The 17870-nt window shown below is 65.7% G+C and carries 15 protein-coding genes; 5 read left to right on the top strand and 10 right to left on the bottom strand.

Annotated elements, in window-relative coordinates:
• Positions 1-69: 69 nt before the first annotated feature.
• From hutH to hutC, 5 genes are all read right to left on the bottom strand, one after another.
• Positions 70-1599, bottom strand: a complete 1530-nt coding sequence (hutH, locus tag AC27VE_RS07495) for a histidine ammonia-lyase (RefSeq protein WP_488703460.1) — start codon at positions 1597-1599, stop codon at positions 70-72.
• 44 nt (positions 1600-1643) lie between these two features.
• On the bottom strand, positions 1644-3056 hold the full coding sequence (locus tag AC27VE_RS07490) for a purine-cytosine permease family protein (RefSeq protein WP_488703459.1): 1413 nt from the start codon (positions 3054-3056) through the stop codon (positions 1644-1646).
• Positions 3057-3174: 118 nt separating this feature from the next.
• The gene (hutU, locus tag AC27VE_RS07485; RefSeq protein ID WP_488703458.1) at positions 3175-4854 is read right to left on the bottom strand and encodes a urocanate hydratase; all 1680 of its coding nucleotides are present in this window, start codon (positions 4852-4854) and stop codon (positions 3175-3177) included.
• 212 nt (positions 4855-5066) lie between these two features.
• Positions 5067-5669, bottom strand: coding sequence for a HutD/Ves family protein (locus AC27VE_RS07480; RefSeq protein WP_488703457.1), 603 nt, complete (start codon positions 5667-5669; stop codon positions 5067-5069).
• A complete protein-coding gene (gene hutC / locus AC27VE_RS07475) occupies positions 5666-6409 on the bottom strand; it encodes a histidine utilization transcriptional repressor HutC (RefSeq protein ID WP_175216767.1) in 744 nt (247 codons plus the stop codon). Before hutC ends, AC27VE_RS07480 begins: the two co-directional genes overlap by 4 nt.
• Positions 6410-6572: 163 nt before the next feature.
• On the opposite strand from hutC, the gene AC27VE_RS07470 reads away from it, so the two are divergent.
• The 4 genes from AC27VE_RS07470 (at position 6573) to AC27VE_RS07455 (ending at position 10689) form a co-directional block, all read left to right on the top strand.
• A complete protein-coding gene (locus tag AC27VE_RS07470) occupies positions 6573-6863 on the top strand; it encodes a metal/formaldehyde-sensitive transcriptional repressor (protein WP_006226778.1) in 291 nt (96 codons plus the stop codon).
• A 28-nt stretch (positions 6864-6891) separates the two neighbouring features.
• The gene (locus AC27VE_RS07465) at positions 6892-8001 is read left to right on the top strand and encodes an S-(hydroxymethyl)glutathione dehydrogenase/class III alcohol dehydrogenase (RefSeq protein ID WP_006226777.1); all 1110 of its coding nucleotides are present in this window, start codon (positions 6892-6894) and stop codon (positions 7999-8001) included.
• Positions 8002-8170: 169 nt separating this feature from the next.
• Positions 8171-10108 (top strand): bifunctional metallophosphatase/5'-nucleotidase, encoded by a 1938-nt coding sequence (locus AC27VE_RS07460; RefSeq protein ID WP_488703456.1) that lies wholly within the window; start codon positions 8171-8173, stop codon positions 10106-10108.
• A 98-nt stretch (positions 10109-10206) separates the two neighbouring features.
• Complete coding sequence (locus AC27VE_RS07455) at positions 10207-10689, top strand: DUF2165 family protein (RefSeq protein WP_315134800.1); 483 nt, start codon at positions 10207-10209, stop codon at positions 10687-10689.
• Between the two features lie 31 nt (positions 10690-10720).
• Here AC27VE_RS07455 and AC27VE_RS07450 read toward each other — a convergent pair whose 3' ends face one another.
• The 4 genes from AC27VE_RS07450 to AC27VE_RS07435 form a co-directional block, all read right to left on the bottom strand.
• Positions 10721-11866: a glycosyltransferase family 4 protein gene (locus AC27VE_RS07450; protein ID WP_488703455.1), complete on the bottom strand. Its 1146-nt coding sequence runs from the start codon at positions 11864-11866 to the stop codon at positions 10721-10723.
• The gene (locus AC27VE_RS07445) at positions 11863-12876 is read right to left on the bottom strand and encodes a hypothetical protein (protein ID WP_488703454.1); all 1014 of its coding nucleotides are present in this window, start codon (positions 12874-12876) and stop codon (positions 11863-11865) included. Before AC27VE_RS07445 ends, AC27VE_RS07450 begins: the two co-directional genes overlap by 4 nt.
• A 316-nt stretch (positions 12877-13192) precedes the next feature.
• Positions 13193-14026, bottom strand: coding sequence for a phytanoyl-CoA dioxygenase family protein (locus AC27VE_RS07440; RefSeq protein ID WP_088589663.1), 834 nt, complete (start codon positions 14024-14026; stop codon positions 13193-13195).
• A 17-nt stretch (positions 14027-14043) separates the two neighbouring features.
• Positions 14044-15447: an amino acid permease gene (locus tag AC27VE_RS07435; protein ID WP_488703453.1), complete on the bottom strand. Its 1404-nt coding sequence runs from the start codon at positions 15445-15447 to the stop codon at positions 14044-14046.
• 153 nt (positions 15448-15600) lie between these two features.
• Here AC27VE_RS07435 and AC27VE_RS07430 point away from each other — a divergent pair, with 153 nt between their 5' ends.
• On the top strand, positions 15601-16710 hold the full coding sequence (locus tag AC27VE_RS07430) for a YcjF family protein (protein WP_006226770.1): 1110 nt from the start codon (positions 15601-15603) through the stop codon (positions 16708-16710).
• Between the two features lie 13 nt (positions 16711-16723).
• Here AC27VE_RS07430 and AC27VE_RS07425 read toward each other — a convergent pair whose 3' ends face one another.
• On the bottom strand, positions 16724-17857 hold the full coding sequence (locus AC27VE_RS07425) for a serine hydrolase domain-containing protein (protein WP_158218676.1): 1134 nt from the start codon (positions 17855-17857) through the stop codon (positions 16724-16726).
• Between the last annotated feature and the right edge of the window lie 13 nt (positions 17858-17870).

Raw genomic sequence — 17870 nt, 5'->3', positions numbered from 1 at the left:
GCCATCTGCGGGCGTCGTCACAAGGCGTGGATTCATCGCGGCCCCGGAAAGGGGCCGCATGATTCGAACTTAAAGGCTGGGCAAAAGGCCTGCCGGCATCAGGCCGTTCAGGACCTGCGCGGCGATCAGACCGCTGGCGGCGGCGATGTCCGGCGCGAAGAAGCGGTCTTCTTCGTAATGCGGCACCTGTTCGCGCAAGGCGCGGCGCGCCTGCTCAAGCTGGGGCGAGGTCTTCAGTCCTTCCCGGAAGTCCAGGCCCTGGCATGCGCCCAGCCATTCGATGGCCAGGATGTCGCGCACGTTCTCCGCCATGGCCCAGAGCCGCTTGCCGGCGTTGGGCGCCATGGACACGTGGTCTTCCTGGTTGGCCGAGGTGGGCATGCTGTCGACGCTGGCGGGATGTGCCAGCGCCTTGTTGTCGCTGGCCAGCGCCGCCGCCGTCACCTGAGCGATCATGAAGCCGGAGTTCACGCCGCCCTTGGCGACGAGGAACGGCGGCAGCTGCGACATGTGCTTGTCCATCATCAGCGCGATGCGGCGTTCCGACAGCGCGCCGATCTCGGCCAGCGCCAGCGCCAGGTTGTCCGCCACCATCGCCACGGGCTCGGCATGGAAGTTGCCGCCTGAGATCACGTCGCCCTGGTCCACGAACACCAGCGGGTTGTCCGATACGGCGTTGGATTCGATCTGCAGCACTTCTGCGGCATGGCGGATCTGCGTCAGGCAGGCGCCCATCACCTGGGGCTGGCAGCGCAGGGAATAGGGGTCCTGCACCTTCTCGCAATCCGCGTGCGAGTGGCCGACCTCGCTGTCGTTGCCCAGCAGCTTGCGGTACACCGCGGCCACGTCGATCTGCCCGATCTGGCCGCGCGCGGCGTGGATGCGGGCGTCGAACGGCACGCGCGAGCCCAGCATCGCTTCCACGCTGAGGCTGCCGCACACGAGACCGGCGGCCATCATGTCTTCGGCTTCGAACAGGCCGCGCAAGGCGTAGGCGGTGGACACTTGCGTCCCGTTCAAGAGCGCCAGGCCTTCCTTGGCGGCCAGGGTCAGCGGTGCCAGGCCCGCGCGGGCCAGCGCCTCTTTCGCGGGCAGCCATTCGCCCTGGTGGCGGGCGCGGCTTTCGCCCAGCAGCACCATCGACATATGGGCCAGCGGCGCCAGGTCGCCGGAGGCGCCCACCGAGCCCTTTAGCGGGATGTGCGGATAGACGCCGGCGTTCACCAGCGCGATCAGGCTGTCGATGACGTGGCGGCGGATGCCGGAGTAACCGCGCGCCAGGCTGTTGATCTTCAGCACCATGATCAGGCGGACCATGGCGTCGTCCAGTGCCGCGCCTACGCCGGCGGCATGCGAACGCACCAGAGAGCTTTGCAGCGCCTCGAGGTCTTCGCGGGCAATCTTGGTGGACGCCAGCAAACCGAAACCCGTGTTGATGCCATAGACCGTGCGGCCTTCCGCGATGATGCGCTCGACCGTGGCCACGCTGGCATCGATGGCGCCGCCGGAGGCAGGGTCCAGCGTCACGCGGACCGGCTGCTGGTAGACGCGCCGCAGATCCGACAAGGTCAACTGGCCGGGTTTCAAATGCAAATCCATTCTGGGTCTCCTGTGCCGGTTGCCGGCGTCATGCAAATTCGTTGTCACGCCGGCTTTCGCACCGGATCGTGGAGGGCGGGCCGCGTACCGCAGCGCGCGAACAGGTAGTAAAGGATGCTGGGGACGATCAGGCCGATGATCCACGAGATATCCACGCCGCCCAGCCGTTCGACCATCGGTCCCGTATAGAGCTTGGTCGAGATGAAGGGCATCTGCACCAGCACGCCGAAGGCGTAGACGAGGATGCCGGGCATGTTCCAGCGACCGTAGCGCCCATTCGGATCCGACAGCGCCGCCACGTCATACTGCCCGCGGTTCACGAAGTAGTAGTCCACCAGGTTCACCGCGCTCCAGGGCACGAAAAACGCCAGCAGGAAAAGGATGAACGACTTGAACGCGTTCAGGAAAGAATGCTGGCCGATCAACGCCACGGCCGTCGCCGCCGCCACGATCAGCACCACGGCCACCGCCCGCTGCCGGTGCGTGATCTGCACCTGGCCCCGGAAGCCGCTGGCGATCGTGGCGATGCACATGAAGCTGCCGTAGGAATTCAACGTGGAGATCGTGATCTTGCCGAAGGCGATGCTGAAGTACAGCAGCGCCGCCATCGTGCCGGTGCCGCCCAGGCCCACGATGTAGGCGACTTCGCGCCCCGCGAACTGGCCGGCGGCCATGGCGGCGGCCAGCACCCCCAGGACCATCGCGATTTGTGCGCCCACCACCGACCCCAGCCCCACTGCCAGGAACGTCTTCGTGGAAGACGTGGCGCTGGGCAGATAGCGCGAGTAGTCCGCCACGTAGGGGCCATAGGCGATCTGCCACGACGCCGCCAGCGACACCGCCAGCAGGAACGAGCTCCAGCTGAAATGCCGGATCTGCAACAGCTGGCCCACGTCGCCCACCGCCATCACGCGGCTGAACAGATACACGAACGCGATGATGCCCAGGATTGTGGCGACCCGTCCGATGATGTGGATCACGCGGTAGCCGAACAGGGTGGCGGCGATGATCACCGCCGCGAAGATCAGGATGCCCGTGGTGTCGCTGACGCCGAACAGCTGGCCCAGCGCCTGGCCCGACAGCACGGTGCCGGTGGCCGTGAAGCCCAGGTACATCAGGCACACCAGCACGATGGGAATTGCCGCGCCGTAGACGCCGAACTGCACCCGGCTGGAGATCATTTGCGGCAGGCCCAGCTTGGGGCCCTGCGCTGCATGCAGCGCCATCACCCCGCCGCCCAGGACCTGGCCCACGAACAATCCAATCAGCGACCAGAACACGTCGCCGCCCAGCACAACGGCCAAGGCGCCGGTGACGATGGCGGTGATCTGCAGGTTGGCGCCCATCCACAGCGTGAACTGGCTGTACAGCTTGCCATGCCGTTCGGATTCGGGGATGTAGTCGATCGAACGCCGCTCGATCAGCGGCGCCGATACTGCTTCACTGTCCTGAGCCATCGCATTGCCTCGAAGGTGGCGGGAACCGGCGTCATGCCGCCGCGATTCCCGCGTGAAAGTATTGATTGGCGACATGCGGGCAGCGAGAACAGCCCTGCCCGCATGCCGGGTTGCCGACCTAACGCTTGCCGGTCACCATCGGCAGGTTCAGGCCCTGTTCCTTCGCGCATTCGATCGCGATCTCGTAGCCGGCATCCGCATGGCGCATGACGCCCGTGCCGGGGTCGTTGGCCAGCACGCGGGCAATGCGCTCGGCGGCTTCGTCGGTGCCGTCGCACACGATGACCATGCCGGAATGCTGCGAGAAGCCCATGCCCACGCCGCCGCCGTGGTGCAGCGATACCCACGTCGCGCCGCTGGCAGTGTTCAGCAACGCGTTCAGCAACGGCCAGTCGGACACGGCGTCCGAACCGTCGCGCATGGATTCGGTTTCACGGTTGGGGCTGGCGACGGACCCGGAATCCAGATGGTCGCGGCCGATGACGATGGGCGCCGACAGTTCGCCGGAACGGACCATTTCATTGAACGCCAGGCCCAGCTTGGCACGCTGGCCCAGGCCCACCCAGCAGATGCGCGCCGGCAAGCCCTGGAAGCTGATGCGTTCGCGCGCCATGCTCAACCAGTGGTGCAGGTGCGCGTCGTCCGGGATCAGTTCCTTGACCTTGGCATCGGTCTTGTAGATGTCTTGCGGGTCGCCCGACAGCGCGGCCCAGCGGAACGGGCCCACGCCGCGGCAGAACAGCGGCCGGATGTAGGCGGGCACGAAGCCGGGAAAGTCGAACGCGTCCGCCACGCCTTCTTCCTTGGCCATCTGGCGGATGTTGTTGCCGTAGTCGAAGGTGGGGATGCCCTGGCGCTGGAACGCCAGCATGGCTTGCACGTGCACGGCCATCGATTGCTTGGCGGCCTTGATGACGGCAGCCGGTTCACGCTTGGCGCGTTCGCGGTAGTCCTGCCAGGTCCAGCCCGACGGCAAGTAGCCGTTCAGGGGGTCATGCGCGCTGGTCTGGTCGGTGACCATGTCCGGGCGCACGCCGCGGCGCACCAATTCGGGCAGGATGTCGGCGGCATTGCCGCACAGCGCGATGGAAACGGCGCGACCTTCCTTCGTGTACTTGGCGATGCGCGCCAGCGCGTCGTCCAGGTTGTCGGCCTGCTCGTCCACGTAGCGGGTGCGCAAGCGGAAATCGATGCTGGCCTGCTGGCATTCGATGTTCAGCGACGAAGCGCCTGCCAGCGTGGCGGCCAGCGGCTGCGCGCCGCCCATGCCGCCCAGGCCCGCGGTCAACACCCAGCGGCCCGTGAGGTTACCGCCGTAGTGCTGGCGGCCGGCTTCGACGAAGGTTTCATACGTGCCTTGCACGATGCCCTGGCTGCCGATGTAGATCCAGCTGCCGGCGGTCATCTGGCCGTACATGGCAAGACCCTTGGCGTCCAGTTCGTTGAAGTGTTCCCACGTGGCCCAGTGCGGTACCAGGTTCGAGTTGGCGATCAACACGCGCGGGGCGTTGGCATGGGTCTTGAACACGCCGACCGGCTTGCCCGATTGCACCAGCAGGGTCTCGTCGTCGTTCAGGTTGGTGAGCGATTCGACGATCTTGTCATAGCAGTCCCAATTGCGGGCGGCGCGGCCGATGCCGCCGTAGACCACCAGTTCCTTGGGGTTCTCGGCCACGTCCGGGTCGAGGTTGTTCATCAGCATGCGCAAGGGGGCTTCGGTCAGCCAGCTCTTGGCCGTCAGTTTGTTGCCGCGCGGGGCACGGATGACGACATCGCGGTATCGGTTCGATTGGTCCAAGAGACTCTCCTTGATCGGTTCAGCTGCGCGCGTATCGAATGCGCGCCGGTTGCCTGCATCATAGGATGCCTATGCTTGTATATACAAGATAGGTAGACCAGAATTTGGGTCAGGGATTTCCCTAGCGATGAAACGAAAATAGCAGGCGCCTGGCTGCGGACGGATGGCGAAAAAAAGGGCCGCTCAAGGCGGCCTCAGATAGATCAGGGCGTTCAGGCCCTTCGCGGCGACAGCTCGATCACGCAGGCGTCCAGCGGGGCCGCGCCTTCCAGCCGATATTCGGCCAGACCTTCCTGCCCCTCGACGTGCAGGCAGTCGTAGCGCGACGGCAGCGTGTGCACCGCAGCATCGATGCCTACCGTGAGCGCCGCGCCGGCGTTCAGCACCAGCACGCTGCGCGCGGCGCTATGGAAGGTCCACGGGCCGGCGCCCGTCACCCATTGCAGCCGGGCGTGGCAGCGTGCCGGCGCGTAGATCAGGTTGAAGTCCCGGATCGGGCCGTCCAGCAAGCGGCACTGCACGTGCGCGTCGCCCGAAAACGCATAGGCCTGGCGCGGCGCCAGCGGCGCCTGTTCGCGGCCATCCACGGTCAGCTGGATCCCCCGGCCTTCCAGCACGGTGATGATGCGCTGCAAGCCAGTGAAGGCTGAAAAGCCGCCGTCCTGCGCCACGTCGGCGATGGATAGCCGCCAGTCGAAGGCGGCGGCGCTGCCGCCGGGATTGCAGGCGACTTCCTGCGTGGTGCCGGCGCCGTTGCGCCACGGCATGCGCGGATAGTCGGCGGCGCGGTAGAGATGGACTTCGGCTTGCTTCATGTCGTGAACTTGCCTTCCAGACGGTGACGCGAACCCGGGTGGATCAGACGGGCGAGCGTGACGGCGCGATCGCCGGACCAGGTGCGGCGGCTGATCAGCAGACAGGGTTCCTCGCGCTCGATCTGCAGCAGCTGGCACTCGCGGGGCTTGGCCAGGATGGCCTCGACCACGTGTTCGCCTTCGCTCAGCGGGGCCACGCGCGTCAGGTATTCGTACGGCGTGCTTTGCGTGAAATCCTGCTTCAGGTAGTCGGGCGCCAGGCCCACATTCACATAGCGGTCTTCCAACTGGATGGGGACGTCGTCTTCGTAATGCACGATGACCGAGTGATAGACGGGTTGGCCCGCGCGGATCTCCAATGCCTGCGCCTGCTCGGCGCCGGCCGGCTCTTCGGCCAGGCGCACCACGCGGCTGTGATGGCGGTGGTTGCGCGCCGCGATCTCGTCGGCGATGTTATTGACGGCAAAGAGCGCCGAGCGCGCCTTGGGCTGCGCCACGAAGGTGCCCACGCCCTGCATGCGTACCAGCAAGCCTTCGGAAGTCAGCTCGCGCAGCGCGCGGTTGATGGTCATGCGGCTGAACCCAAGTTCATCGACCAGCTCGCTTTCCGAGGGCACCCGGTAGTGCGCGGGCCACGCGCCGCTGCGGATCTGCTGCGCGATCATCTGCTTGACCTGCGCGTACAGCGGGGCGGGCAGGGCATTGGCCTGGACGGGCAATCTGGGAGGGGAAGAGGCCACGGGGGAAATCCTGTTGGGCGCCGAAAGAATTCGCAAATCGTTCGGGATCAAGTATAGACAGGTACAGATGTCTTGCGAACCGCAGCAGTGCTCTGCCCCCGCGCTGGACGGCGGGCCGCCGCCTCATCTATACTCCCCCCCTGTATCGTTCTCGGAGCCTGCCGTGCCGCACTCGCCGGAAGAGAAAAAGCGTGTCGTTACCCGCCTGCGCCGCATCCAGGGGCAGGCGTTAGCATTGGAACGCGCGGTGAACGTTGGCACGGAGTGCGGCGCGCTGTTGCAACAGCTGGCCGCCTTGCGCGGCGCCGCCACCGGCCTGATGGCCGAAGTGCTGGAAAGCCATCTTCGGGAAACCTTTCTGCAATCCGCCCAGGGCGGGCCGCAAAACGCCGCGATCGACGCCGAGGCCGAAGTCGACCAGCTGATGCGCATCGTCCGTTCCTATCTGAAATAACCCCAGCCGACATTCGTGGAGTAAAGCTATGAAATCACGCGCAGCAGTCGCATTCGGACCCGGCAAGCCGCTGGAAATCGTTGAAATCGACGTCGCGCCGCCGCAGCGCGGCGAGGTGCTGGTGCAGATCACGCACACCGGCGTCTGCCACACCGACGCCTTCACCCTCAGCGGCGACGACCCCGAAGGCCTGTTCCCGGCCGTGCTGGGCCACGAAGGCGCAGGCATCGTGGTGGAAGTCGGCGAGGGCGTCACGTCGCTCAAGCCGGGCGACCACGTCATCCCGCTCTACACGGCCGAATGCCGCGAGTGCAAGTTCTGCCTGTCCGGCAAGACCAACCTCTGCCAGAAGGTGCGCGCCACCCAGGGCAAGGGCGTCATGCCCGACGGCACGTCGCGCTTCAGCTACGAAGGCAAGCCGCTGTACCACTACATGGGCTGCTCGACGTTCAGCGAATACTCCGTGGTCAACGAGATCTCGCTGGCCAAGATCAACCCGGCCGCCCCCCACGAAAAGGTCTGCCTGCTGGGCTGCGGCGTGACGACCGGCCTGGGCGCCGTGCACAACACCGCCAAGGTCAAGGAAGGCGACACCGTCGCCGTGTTCGGCCTGGGCGGCATCGGCCTGGCCGTGATCCAGGGCGCAGTGCAGGCCAAGGCTGGCCGCATCATCGCCGTGGACACCAACCCGAACAAGTTCGTGCTGGCCAGCGCCATGGGCGCCACCGACTGCATCAACCCCAAGGACCACGACAAGCCGATCCAGGACGTCATCGTCGAACTGACCGACGGCGGCGTGGACTTCTCGTTTGAGTGCATCGGCAATGTGCACGTGATGCGCGCCGCGCTGGAATGCTGCCACAAGGGCTGGGGCGAAAGCATCATCATCGGCGTGGCCGGCGCCGGCCAGGAGATCAGCACCCGCCCGTTCCAGCTGGTCACCGGCCGCGTCTGGCGCGGTTCGGCCTTCGGCGGCGTCAAGGGCCGCACGCAATTGCCGGGCATGGTGGAAGACGCCATGAGCGGCAAGATCGACCTGGATCCGTTCGTGACGCACACGCTGCCGCTGGAACGCATCAACGAAGCCTTCGACCTGATGCATGAAGGCAAGTCGATCCGCACCGTGATCCACTTCTAAGCCTTTCCCCCCCGGCAGTCACTCGCAGGCCCGGCGCGTCAAGCGCCGGGCCTGCCTGTTTTCATGACATCGGCAAGACAGCGCCACGCGCGTTGATGACAGCCTTGTCATTCATCTTCACGTCATCTTCGGCCGCAACCATTCGCCCTTCATAAATGAGGGATCACGAATGATTACGTGGAAGAGGAATGCGGGCGCCGTGATGCTGAGCGCCTTGTTGCTGGCCGGTTGCGGCGGCAGCGATGACGACGACAACGATACGTCCGTCCCGGCGCCGGAACAGCCCGCGCCGGAGCAGCCGGCGGCCAGCCGGCCGATGGAGCTGACGATCCTGCACATCAACGATCATCACTCCAATCTGGACAGCAGGAAGAAGGACCTGAAACTCAAGAACGCCGCCGGCACGCCGGTGGCGGTGAACGTTGAAGTGGGCGGCTTTCCGCGCGTGACCGGCGCCTTCAACGCGCTGTCGGCGCAGTCGGCCAACGTGCTGAAACTGCACGCAGGCGACGCCAACACCGGCACGCTGTACTTCAACCGCGCCGGTGAAGCCGGCGAGGCCGATGCGGCCATGATGAACACGGTCTGCTTTGACGCGATGACGCTCGGCAACCACGAGTTCGACAAGGGCGACAGCGGCCTGAAGCGCTTTATCGACCTGCTGCATGCCGGTGCGTGCCAGACCCCGCTGCTGAGCGCCAACGTCACGTTCGCCGCCGCCTCGGCGCTGAACCCGTCGCGCGCGCCCGGCCTCGTCAAGCCGTCCATCGTGCTGCAACGCGACGGCCAGCCCATCGGCATCGTCGGCCTGACGATCGCCAACAAGACGCAGCAATCGTCCAGCCCGGACGCCGGCACGCTGTTCTCTGACGAGACGGCGGCGGCGCAGTCGCAGATCGATGCGCTGCGCGCGCAGGGCGTGAACAAGATCGTGGTGATGAGCCATATCGGCTACGACTACGACAAGCAGATCATCCCTAACTTGAGCGGCGTCGACGTGGTGGTGGGCGGTGATTCGCACACCTTGCTGGGCCCGGACACGATGACGGCCTACGGCGTGGGTTCGCCCGCGGGCGCCTACCCGACCGTGTTGCAGAACAAGGACGGCAAGCGCGTCTGCCTGGTCCAAGCCTGGGAATACTCGCAAGTGGTCGGCGAACTGAAGGTCAGCTTCGATGCCAATGGCGACGTGACGGCTTGCGCCGGGACGCCGCACGTGCTGATGGGCGACGCGCTCACGGTGGCCGGCGCCGCGCCCGCCCCCGCGGACAAGACCGCCATCCTGGCCGATGTGGCTGCCAGCGGCTTCCTGCGCATCCAGCAACCGGACGCGCAAGCCACAAGCGTGCTGCAGCCGTTCAAGGCAAAGGTCGACGCCTTCAGCGCCAGCCTGGTCGCCTCGGTGCCGCAGGAACTCTGCTCGCGCCGCGTGCCGGGCGGCCCGGGTTCGCGCGACTACAGCCGTTCGAGCGCGGCGTGCAACACGCTGGGCAGCGTCAGCCTGCGCGGTGGCGACATCCAGCAGCTGGTGGCGCAGGCCTATCTGGACGTGGCCAACGCCAACTACGGCGGCGCGGACATCTCGCTGCAAAGCGGCGGCGGCGTGCGCATGCCCCTGCTGGGCAACGTGACGGCGGCCAATGTGATCGAAGTGGTTCCGTTCGGCAACATGCTCTGGCGCCTGGAGGTCACGGGCGCCGAGGTCAAGAGCATGCTGGAAGACGGCATGCAGGCCGTCTACGGCCCCGGCGGCTCGACGGGCCCGTACCCGTACGCGGGTGGCCTGCGCTGGGACGTGAACGCCGCGCAAGCCCAGGGCAGCCGCGTGACGAACATCGAAGTGCGTGACGCCGCCAGCGGCAACTGGCTGCCGCTGGACGCTGCGCGCACGTACAAGCTGTTCGTGTTGAGCTTCAACGCCACCGGCGGCGACGGCTACAAGACGCTGGCCAACGTGCCCGCCGCGCGCCGCCAGGACATCGGTGTGCTGGACGCCGACGTGCTGCAAAGCTATATCGACAAGCAGGCCAAGGACCCCGTGTCCGGCCTGCCGGTGCTGAACCTGCTGCCCGTCAGCCTGTACAGCACCAAGACGTATAGCGAGTAAGCGCACCGGCCCTGACCTGGCGGCAGGGTCTTTATTGCACGAACCAGATGGCCCTCATATTATGCAAGACTCTTCTTGCATAATATGAGGGCCATCTTTTGAGTCCATCTACTGCCGTCTGGCTGTTCCTGTCCGTCCAGGCCCTCGGGCTGGCCTTGTGGCTGACGCTTGCCGCGCTGAACAACCGGCGGGATTTCGCCGGAGCCGCCGCTGCGGTCGGCGCCACCATGGCGATGCTGCCGCTGACGCAGGATCCCCGCATCCCCACCCCCTTGCTCAGCCGTGCCCAGCGTTCGCCAGGCCTGCACCGCGCAGCCCTGGCCGTCGTGCTGCTGCTTCAGGCGGCGGGCGCCGCCTTGGCGTGGGCAGGGTGCTACGCGCTGCTGATCCAGGGCGACCTGGCCGCGGCCAGGCCCTGGCTGAACGGCGCGCTGGCCGCCCTGTCCGCCTGTCTGCTGGCCATGCACTTGAGCGGCCTGTGGTTCGGGTATTGGATACGCCAGGACACGTTGCAACTGACGCACATCGCCTTGCTGCTGTGGTCGTGCCTGATGTTCCTGGCCTTCAATCTGGTGGCGTGATCACCCGGCGGGGCCAGCGATGCCGACCGCGCTACGACGTCAGCCGCAGGTGGCCGCCCGTACCCAGGCGGCGTTCCAGGTAGACCTCTTCCGTGCGGCCAACGAACTGCGCCAGGGAAAATTCCCGCTGCGCCGTGTTGCGCGCGTCGGTGCCCATCTGCGCCACCAGGTCGCGGTTCTTCAGGATCTCGCTGACGACCTTGACCACGCTGCTGACGGACCCCGGGGGCACCACCCAGCCGTTGCGGCCATCCGTGACGTTCTCGGTCAGGCCCCCAATCTTGCTGACGATGACCGGCTTGCCGGACGCCATCATTTCGCGGCAGGCAAACGAGATCGTCTCCAATCGCGACGACAGCACGAAACCCACGTCCAGCGCGGCCAGGAAAGGGCCGACGTCTTCCAGCAAGCCGGTGAACACCACCTGGTCGGCCATGCCCAGATCGGTCACGCGCTGGCGCTGCTCGTCGTCGGGCTCCTTGCCGGCGATCATGATTACGACCTGATCGCGCAGATAGTCGGGTAGCAGCGACACGGCCGTCACCATATCCAGCCAGTTCTTGTAGCTGGCCGTGCCGGCATTGCTGCCGATCACGAGCCGCCCCCGCATGGCGGCAGGCAGCAGGGCGGCGCGCGCCTGCGCCGCATCCTGGGCACTGGCCGGCCGGAACTGCGCGGTGTCGACACCGTTGTGCACCACCCGCAAGTCTTCGTTGCGGAAGACGGAATCCTTCATGCGGCGGAAGGTGTGGCCGCAGACGCAGATAACGCGGTTGGTGCCCCACTTGGCACGCATGCGCACGCCCAGGCTGTTGGCGGTGCGGTCAGTGTGCTGGGTATAGACGATGAACGGGCGCTTGGCGCCCATGCCCATCGTGGCCAGCATGCAAAGGCGATGGTCCGCCGACCCGTTCACATGAATGACGTCGAAATGTTCCTTGCGCAGCAGCGCGCGCAAGCGGCGCAACGCGCTCAGTTGCTGGAACGGCCGCCCCTTGAATTCCAGGTCGATCGACTGCACGCCGGGCAAGGCGTCGGCCTCGGCCAGCAGGCGGCTGCTGCGCGGCGCCGCAACGGTGATCTGGGCGCGCTGGCGCAGCATGCGCGCCAGCGACATGACGTAGGTGGTATGCCCGCCGCCGTCGCCTTGGTGAAAGTTGGTGTAGAGGATCTTCATGATGTCGGGCCCGAGAGCGGATGCGGGGAAGGCGGGGATTCCCCTTGATTGAGCAAACAGCTCCAATGGCATTTTTCGAACACGTCGTCGCCCAGGCGGCTGCCGGCAGACAGGTTGTAGACCTTGACGCCGCGCGCGCTCAGCAGCCGGCTGGCCTGGCGGAACGCGGGTTCGATGTGGCCCGCGAATTGGCGGTCCAGCGCGGTGGCAAGCTGGGCGCCCGCGCTTTCGTAGAAACGCGGCCCGGCGCTGGCCGTCAGATCCAGTCCGTGCAGATACAGGGTGCGGGCGCCCATCCAGGCCAGCAACTGCAAGCCGGTATAGGCGACGGTTCCGCCGCCGAACAGTCCGCGGGCGGGATTCAGGCTGAAGCCGTGCGCGTGCTGTGGATTGCGCGCGTCGAACAACACCAGTTCCGGGTCATTCGCCAACTGCGCTTCAAGCGCTTCAGGCGTGGCGCGCGCCTGCAGCGCACGCTGATGCACTTCTTCAAACAGAACAATGCGGCAGCGGATGTCGTCCGCGGCGAACAGGAACGCGATCCAGCGGTACACCTCGGGCGTCACGAACAGCAGCAGGTCCTGCGACAGCACCTCGGCCACCAGGTCACGCCGGCGTTTGACGAATCCGGCATCCAGCATCGCGTAGTAGTCAAAGCGCAGGGTGGGATGCTGGCGGCGCAGCGCGATGGAACCGTTGACGCCCATGACGGCGCCAAGCCGGCATTGCGCGTAGTCGATCTGCGCGACCGACGGCCCGCTCAGGATCAGGTGCGCGTCACCGGCGATGTCGCGCGGCAGGTCGTCCATCGGCACCGTGCCGGGACCTTTCACGCCAAACAGATCGCATGCCACCAGCCGTTCGCTGCCCTCGCGCCGAACCTTCACCAAGGGCCACAGCGTCTCGTTGTGCCGATAGGCCCCGGCGCGCGTATAGCGGTAAAGATATCGGAAGCCCTTGGTCAAGGGACGCGAACAAAGCAAGCGGGGAACAAGGGCAAAACGGGGCATGAACAGTGCCGCTGAAAGCGCGGCGAAACCTTACGAGCGGCTGATTCTACTCATGCGTTTTCGCCAAAAGCGCGTTCGAAACATTTGAGATGTAACAGCAATGGGGGGAGCTGTTCCCGCCCCTTTTTTGCCTGTTTACCCCCCGCAAACAGGCGGCATCCCACATTCCGGAATAAAGCGGATCGACGCCCCGGAATCTGCACCATTACCGTGCAGAAGCACCGGTTACCAGGCACCTCGGGTACGAGCGCAGCGCAAGCCGCGCTCGTACGTTCCATTACCTTTTGCGCTAAAGCGACAGGATATTGAAAGTGAATCAGGCAACGCGGCGGGGCCAAAGCTCCGGAAACAATGGATGCGCCAAGGGCGCGCCGGCCGGCAAGGCGTCGGCCAGGCCCGGAAACTCCGGCGACGTCCGCCACGGGCGCGGCGCGTGCCGCATGTCTTCACCCAGGAAGCGCAGCGAAAACGCCCGCCGACGCCGGTTGCCGCCTACGCCGCCCGCGGCGTGCAGGGTCAGCATATGAAAGAACACCGCGTCGCCCGGTTGCAGCTCCCAACCCAGGATGTTCCAGGCCGAGCGGTCTGATTCGATGTCCGGCAGATCCGCCAGGCTACCTTCGGGAAACCACCTTGCCTGGCTGTCCAGGAACGTGCGCGGCATCAGCCACGGCCCCCGATGCGATCCGGCCACGAACTCCAGCGTGGACTCGCGTGCCACGGGATCCACCGGCATCCACATGCTGCAGTTCTGCTGGCCTTCCACGTTGTAGTAGGGCTGGTCCTGATGCCACGGCGTCGGCTGGCGCGTGTTGGGCTCCTTGACCAGCAGGTGGTCGTGGTACAGGCGTGCGCTTGGGCAGCCCATCAACTGCGCGGCGACCGACCCGACACTGCTGTCGAAGATGAATCGGCGGTAGTCTTCGTTCTCGGTCCAGTTGCAGAAATCCTCGAAGAACCAGCCGGGGTCGTCTGCCGTGCTGGCAACCTTGGCCCGCGGGCTGGGCGCAGCAAGATTCGATTCGATGCCGCGCGTCAACAGCGCGACTTCGTCAGGCGTGAACAACTGGCGCACGCAGACGGCGCCATCTTCCTGAAAGGCCTCGATCATCGAGGCGGGAAGCTCGAATTCATGACGGTTCGACAACATGGGTTCCTCCTGGAAAATCACGAACGCTGGAATGACGGCGGTTGGCCGCGGGAACGGCCAGGCCGCCCCCACAACCAGTACGCCGCGCTCAGCAGGGCCAACCAGCCCAGGCCGACAAAGAGCGCCAGGCGGGTTTCGGGAAACACACCCAGCACGATGAATATGAAGAGCATGAAGACGATGGCAAAGGCCTGCCCGTAAGGCCAGAACGGCACCGGGAAATGCAGCGCGGCGGCTTCGGGCCCGCTCAGGCTGCGCCGCATGGCCACCTGCGACAGCAGGATCATCAACCACACCCACACGACCGAAAACGTGACCATCGATGCGAAGGCCATGAACAGCTTGTCGGGCAGCAGATAGTTCAGTACCACCCCGCCCAGCAACGCCACGCCCATCATCACCACCGTCATCCACGGCACGCCGAAGCGCGACAAGCGCGAGAACACCATGGGCGCCTGACCGTTGGCGGCCATGCCGTACAGCATGCGCCCCGTGGAGAAGATATCGCTGTTGATGGCCGATATCACGGCCGATATCACAACCAGGTTCAACACCGACGCCGCGGACGCCATTCCCAGCCCGCTGAAAATCTGCACGAAGGGGCTGCTGTCGCCAGTGATGCCGGGCCACGGGAAAATGGCCATCAGCACCGTCAAGGTCAGCACATAGAACAACAAGATGCGCAGCGGAACCGAGTTGATGGCCCGGGGGATCATGCGTTGGGGATCGCGGGCCTCGCCGGCTGTCATGCCGATGACTTCGATACCGCCGAAGGCGAACATCACCACCGAAAACGACGCGATCATGCCCTGCACGCCGTTCGGGAAGAAGCCGCCATGCCGCCACAGGTTGGAGAAGCCGGAGGTGTCCGCCGCCGTGGCGCCGCCCGTCTGAATGCCCGCCAGCAGCACGCCCAGCCCCGCCGCAATCATGGCGACGATGGCCACGACCTTCAGCAGCGACAGCCAGAACTCCAGTTCGCCGAACACCTTGACCGAACACAGGTTGATCGCGCCGATGAAGCACACGATCGACAGCACCCAGATCCAGCGCGGGGTGTCCGGGAACCAGAAGCTCATGTACAGGCCGAACACGGTGACGTCGGCCAGGCACACCATCAGCATCGAGAACGCGTAGCTCCAGCCGGTCAGGAAACCCAGGTAGGGGCCCAGATAGCGCGTGGCGTAGTGCCCGAACGACCCCGAAACCGGCGTCCTGACGGCCATCTCGCCTAACGCGCGCATCGTCAGGAAGATGGCGACGCCGCCGATCAGATAGGCCAGCAGCACCGAAGGGCCCGCGCGCTGGATCGCACCCGCCGACCCGTAGAACAGCCCGGTGCCGATCGCCGACCCCAGCGCCATGAAACGAATATGCCGCTCGTTCAAACCGCGCCGCAATGGCGAAGTCTCCTGGTTCATATGCCCCCCCGCTTTATCGTGTTTTGGACAACCTTGGCATCGATGTGCACAGGAATCTTCTCCCAGGCCGCGCCCGAAATTCGATAAGCACGCGCAAATCGGACGCATCTGATATCGTTGCCCCGTAACCTCCCAGGCTCGCGCATCCCACTGATGAACCCCTTTCGCCCCGACTCTCCCGCCCTGCAGGACGCCATCGCCGATGCCATCAGCACCGCGACCCGTGGCGCCGGCCGCGTGAACATCCTGATCGCCGGCAAGACGGGCGTGGGCAAAAGCACGCTGATCAATGCGGTGTTCCGCGGCGAACTGGCCAAGACCGGCGCGGGCAAACCCGTCACCCAGTCCACCCAGGCCTACACCAAGCCCGGCCATCCGCTCACCATCATCGACACACGCGGCCTGGAGGTCGGCGACTACGCGCGTTCGCGCCAGCAACTGACCGACCTGATCCAGGAACGCGCCGCGTCCGACGACCAGGACAAGCACCTGCACGTGGCCTGGCTCTGCATCCAGGACAGCAGCCATCGGGTGGAAGACGCCGAGATCGAGCTGTGCGACATGCTGGCCAATGCCGGCATTCCCGTCATCGCGGTGCTGACCAAGGCCCGCAAGAACAGTCCCTTCGTGGACGAGGCGCGCAAGCTGCTGCCGCGCGCCAAGGACGTCGTCGCGGTGCGCGCGCTGCCGGAATGGATCGAAGAGCTGGATGCCGAACTGCCGCCGATGGGGCTGGATGCGCTGATCGGGGTCACCGCCGAACTCATCCCCGAAGGCCAGCAGCGCGCCTACGCCAATGCCTTGTCCACCCGCAACAAGAAGGCCCTGGAAGTAAAAAAAAAGCGGGCTGAGATAGAGGTGAACATTGCAGCGGGCCTGGCCGCATCAGCCGCCGCCGCCCCCATCCCTTTCTCGGACGCGTTCGCGCTGGTGCCCATCCAGGTGGGAATGATCGCCAAGATCGGCATTACCTTCGGCATGGAGCTGGACACCACCGCGATCACGACGCTCGTCACGTCCACGCTGGGCGCATCGGCGGCCACGCTGATCGGCCGCTCGCTGGTGTCGGGCATGCTGAAATTCATCCCCGGCGCAGGCAGCGCGGTGGGCGGCACCATCGCCGCCACCACCGCAGGCGCCATCACCAAGCTGCTGGGCAACGCCTACGTGGCGGTGCTGTACGACTTCTGCCAGAAGAACCCCGGCAAGGACATCGATATCGGGATGATCGCGCAGGCGCTCAAGCAGCGCGTGAAGCTGTAAGGCGACCCTGCGGTCAGAACGCCCTGGCCAGTGCGGCGAAGAAGGCGTCGTCGTTGATCTCGACACGTTTCTTGTAGCTGGGCTTACCGCGCGCGCTCAGCACCACCGCGACGAGCTTATGCGCCGGATTGATGTGGATGAACTGGCCGTAGATGCCTTCGGCCTGGAAGGCGCCCGCCAGGGCGGGATCCTTCAGTTCCGGCACCCACCACATGTAGCCGTACGGAATCTCGGTGTCGCCGATGCGGTACGGAGCCCCAGCCTGCGCCACCCAGTCATCCGGCAGCAGGCGTTCACCGTCCAGCTGCCCGCCTTCCAGCACGAATTGCCCGAAGCGCGCGTAGTCGCGCATCGTGGCGTTCATGCCGCTGCCCGAAATCGTCATGCCCCCGGGACATTCCGCCCACCAGGTCGCGTCGGATTCCATGCCGATGCGCGACCACAGCCGCGAATGCAGGTAATCGGCCAGGCGCTGGCCGGTTGCTCCTTCCATCACCGCGCTCAGCAGATAGGATTCACCCGTGTTGTACGCCCAGGCCTGGCCTGCCGGCTGCCGCGCCGGCAACTGCTTCATGAAGTCGCGGATGCCACCCGGCTGCCAGCGGGTCTGGATATCCAGCAACTGGCGGCGCTCGGAAGCCGGATCGCCGTAGTCTTCATTCCACTGCACGCCCGAACACATGCGCAACATCTGGCGCAACGAAACCTCGCGATAGACGCCGCCCAGGTCCGCGTATTTGGTGACCGGATCGTCCAGCGAATCGATCAGGCCTTCCTTCAGCGCCACGCCCACCAGCGTGGCCGCCACCGACTTGGCGAGCGAACACGAGTTCCACCGGGTTTCAGGCGAGATGCCGCGCTGGTAGGTTTCGAACGCGACCTGCCCGTCCTTCATCACCATCAGGCCGGCCACGCCATTGGCCGCCAAATAGTCGTACAGGTCGAAGACGCGTCCCTGGTCCTGGATGCGCAAGCCCGGCAGCCCGCCGGGTCGCAGCGGCAGGTCGCGTACGCGCTGGCCGCGCGCCACCGTGTCTGAGGCGAACCAGCCGGGGTCGCTCGACAGCGCCAGCGTCAGTTCGTCGGGAAGCAGGGTGCCGTCGTAGAACCGCATCAGGTGCGATTTCAAGGCGGGAGTCATGGGCATGGCAGGTTCCGGT

This window comes from Achromobacter sp. 18P8.1.1 (genome assembly GCF_057799415.1).
This window is presented reverse-complemented; position numbering and strand designations above follow the sequence as displayed.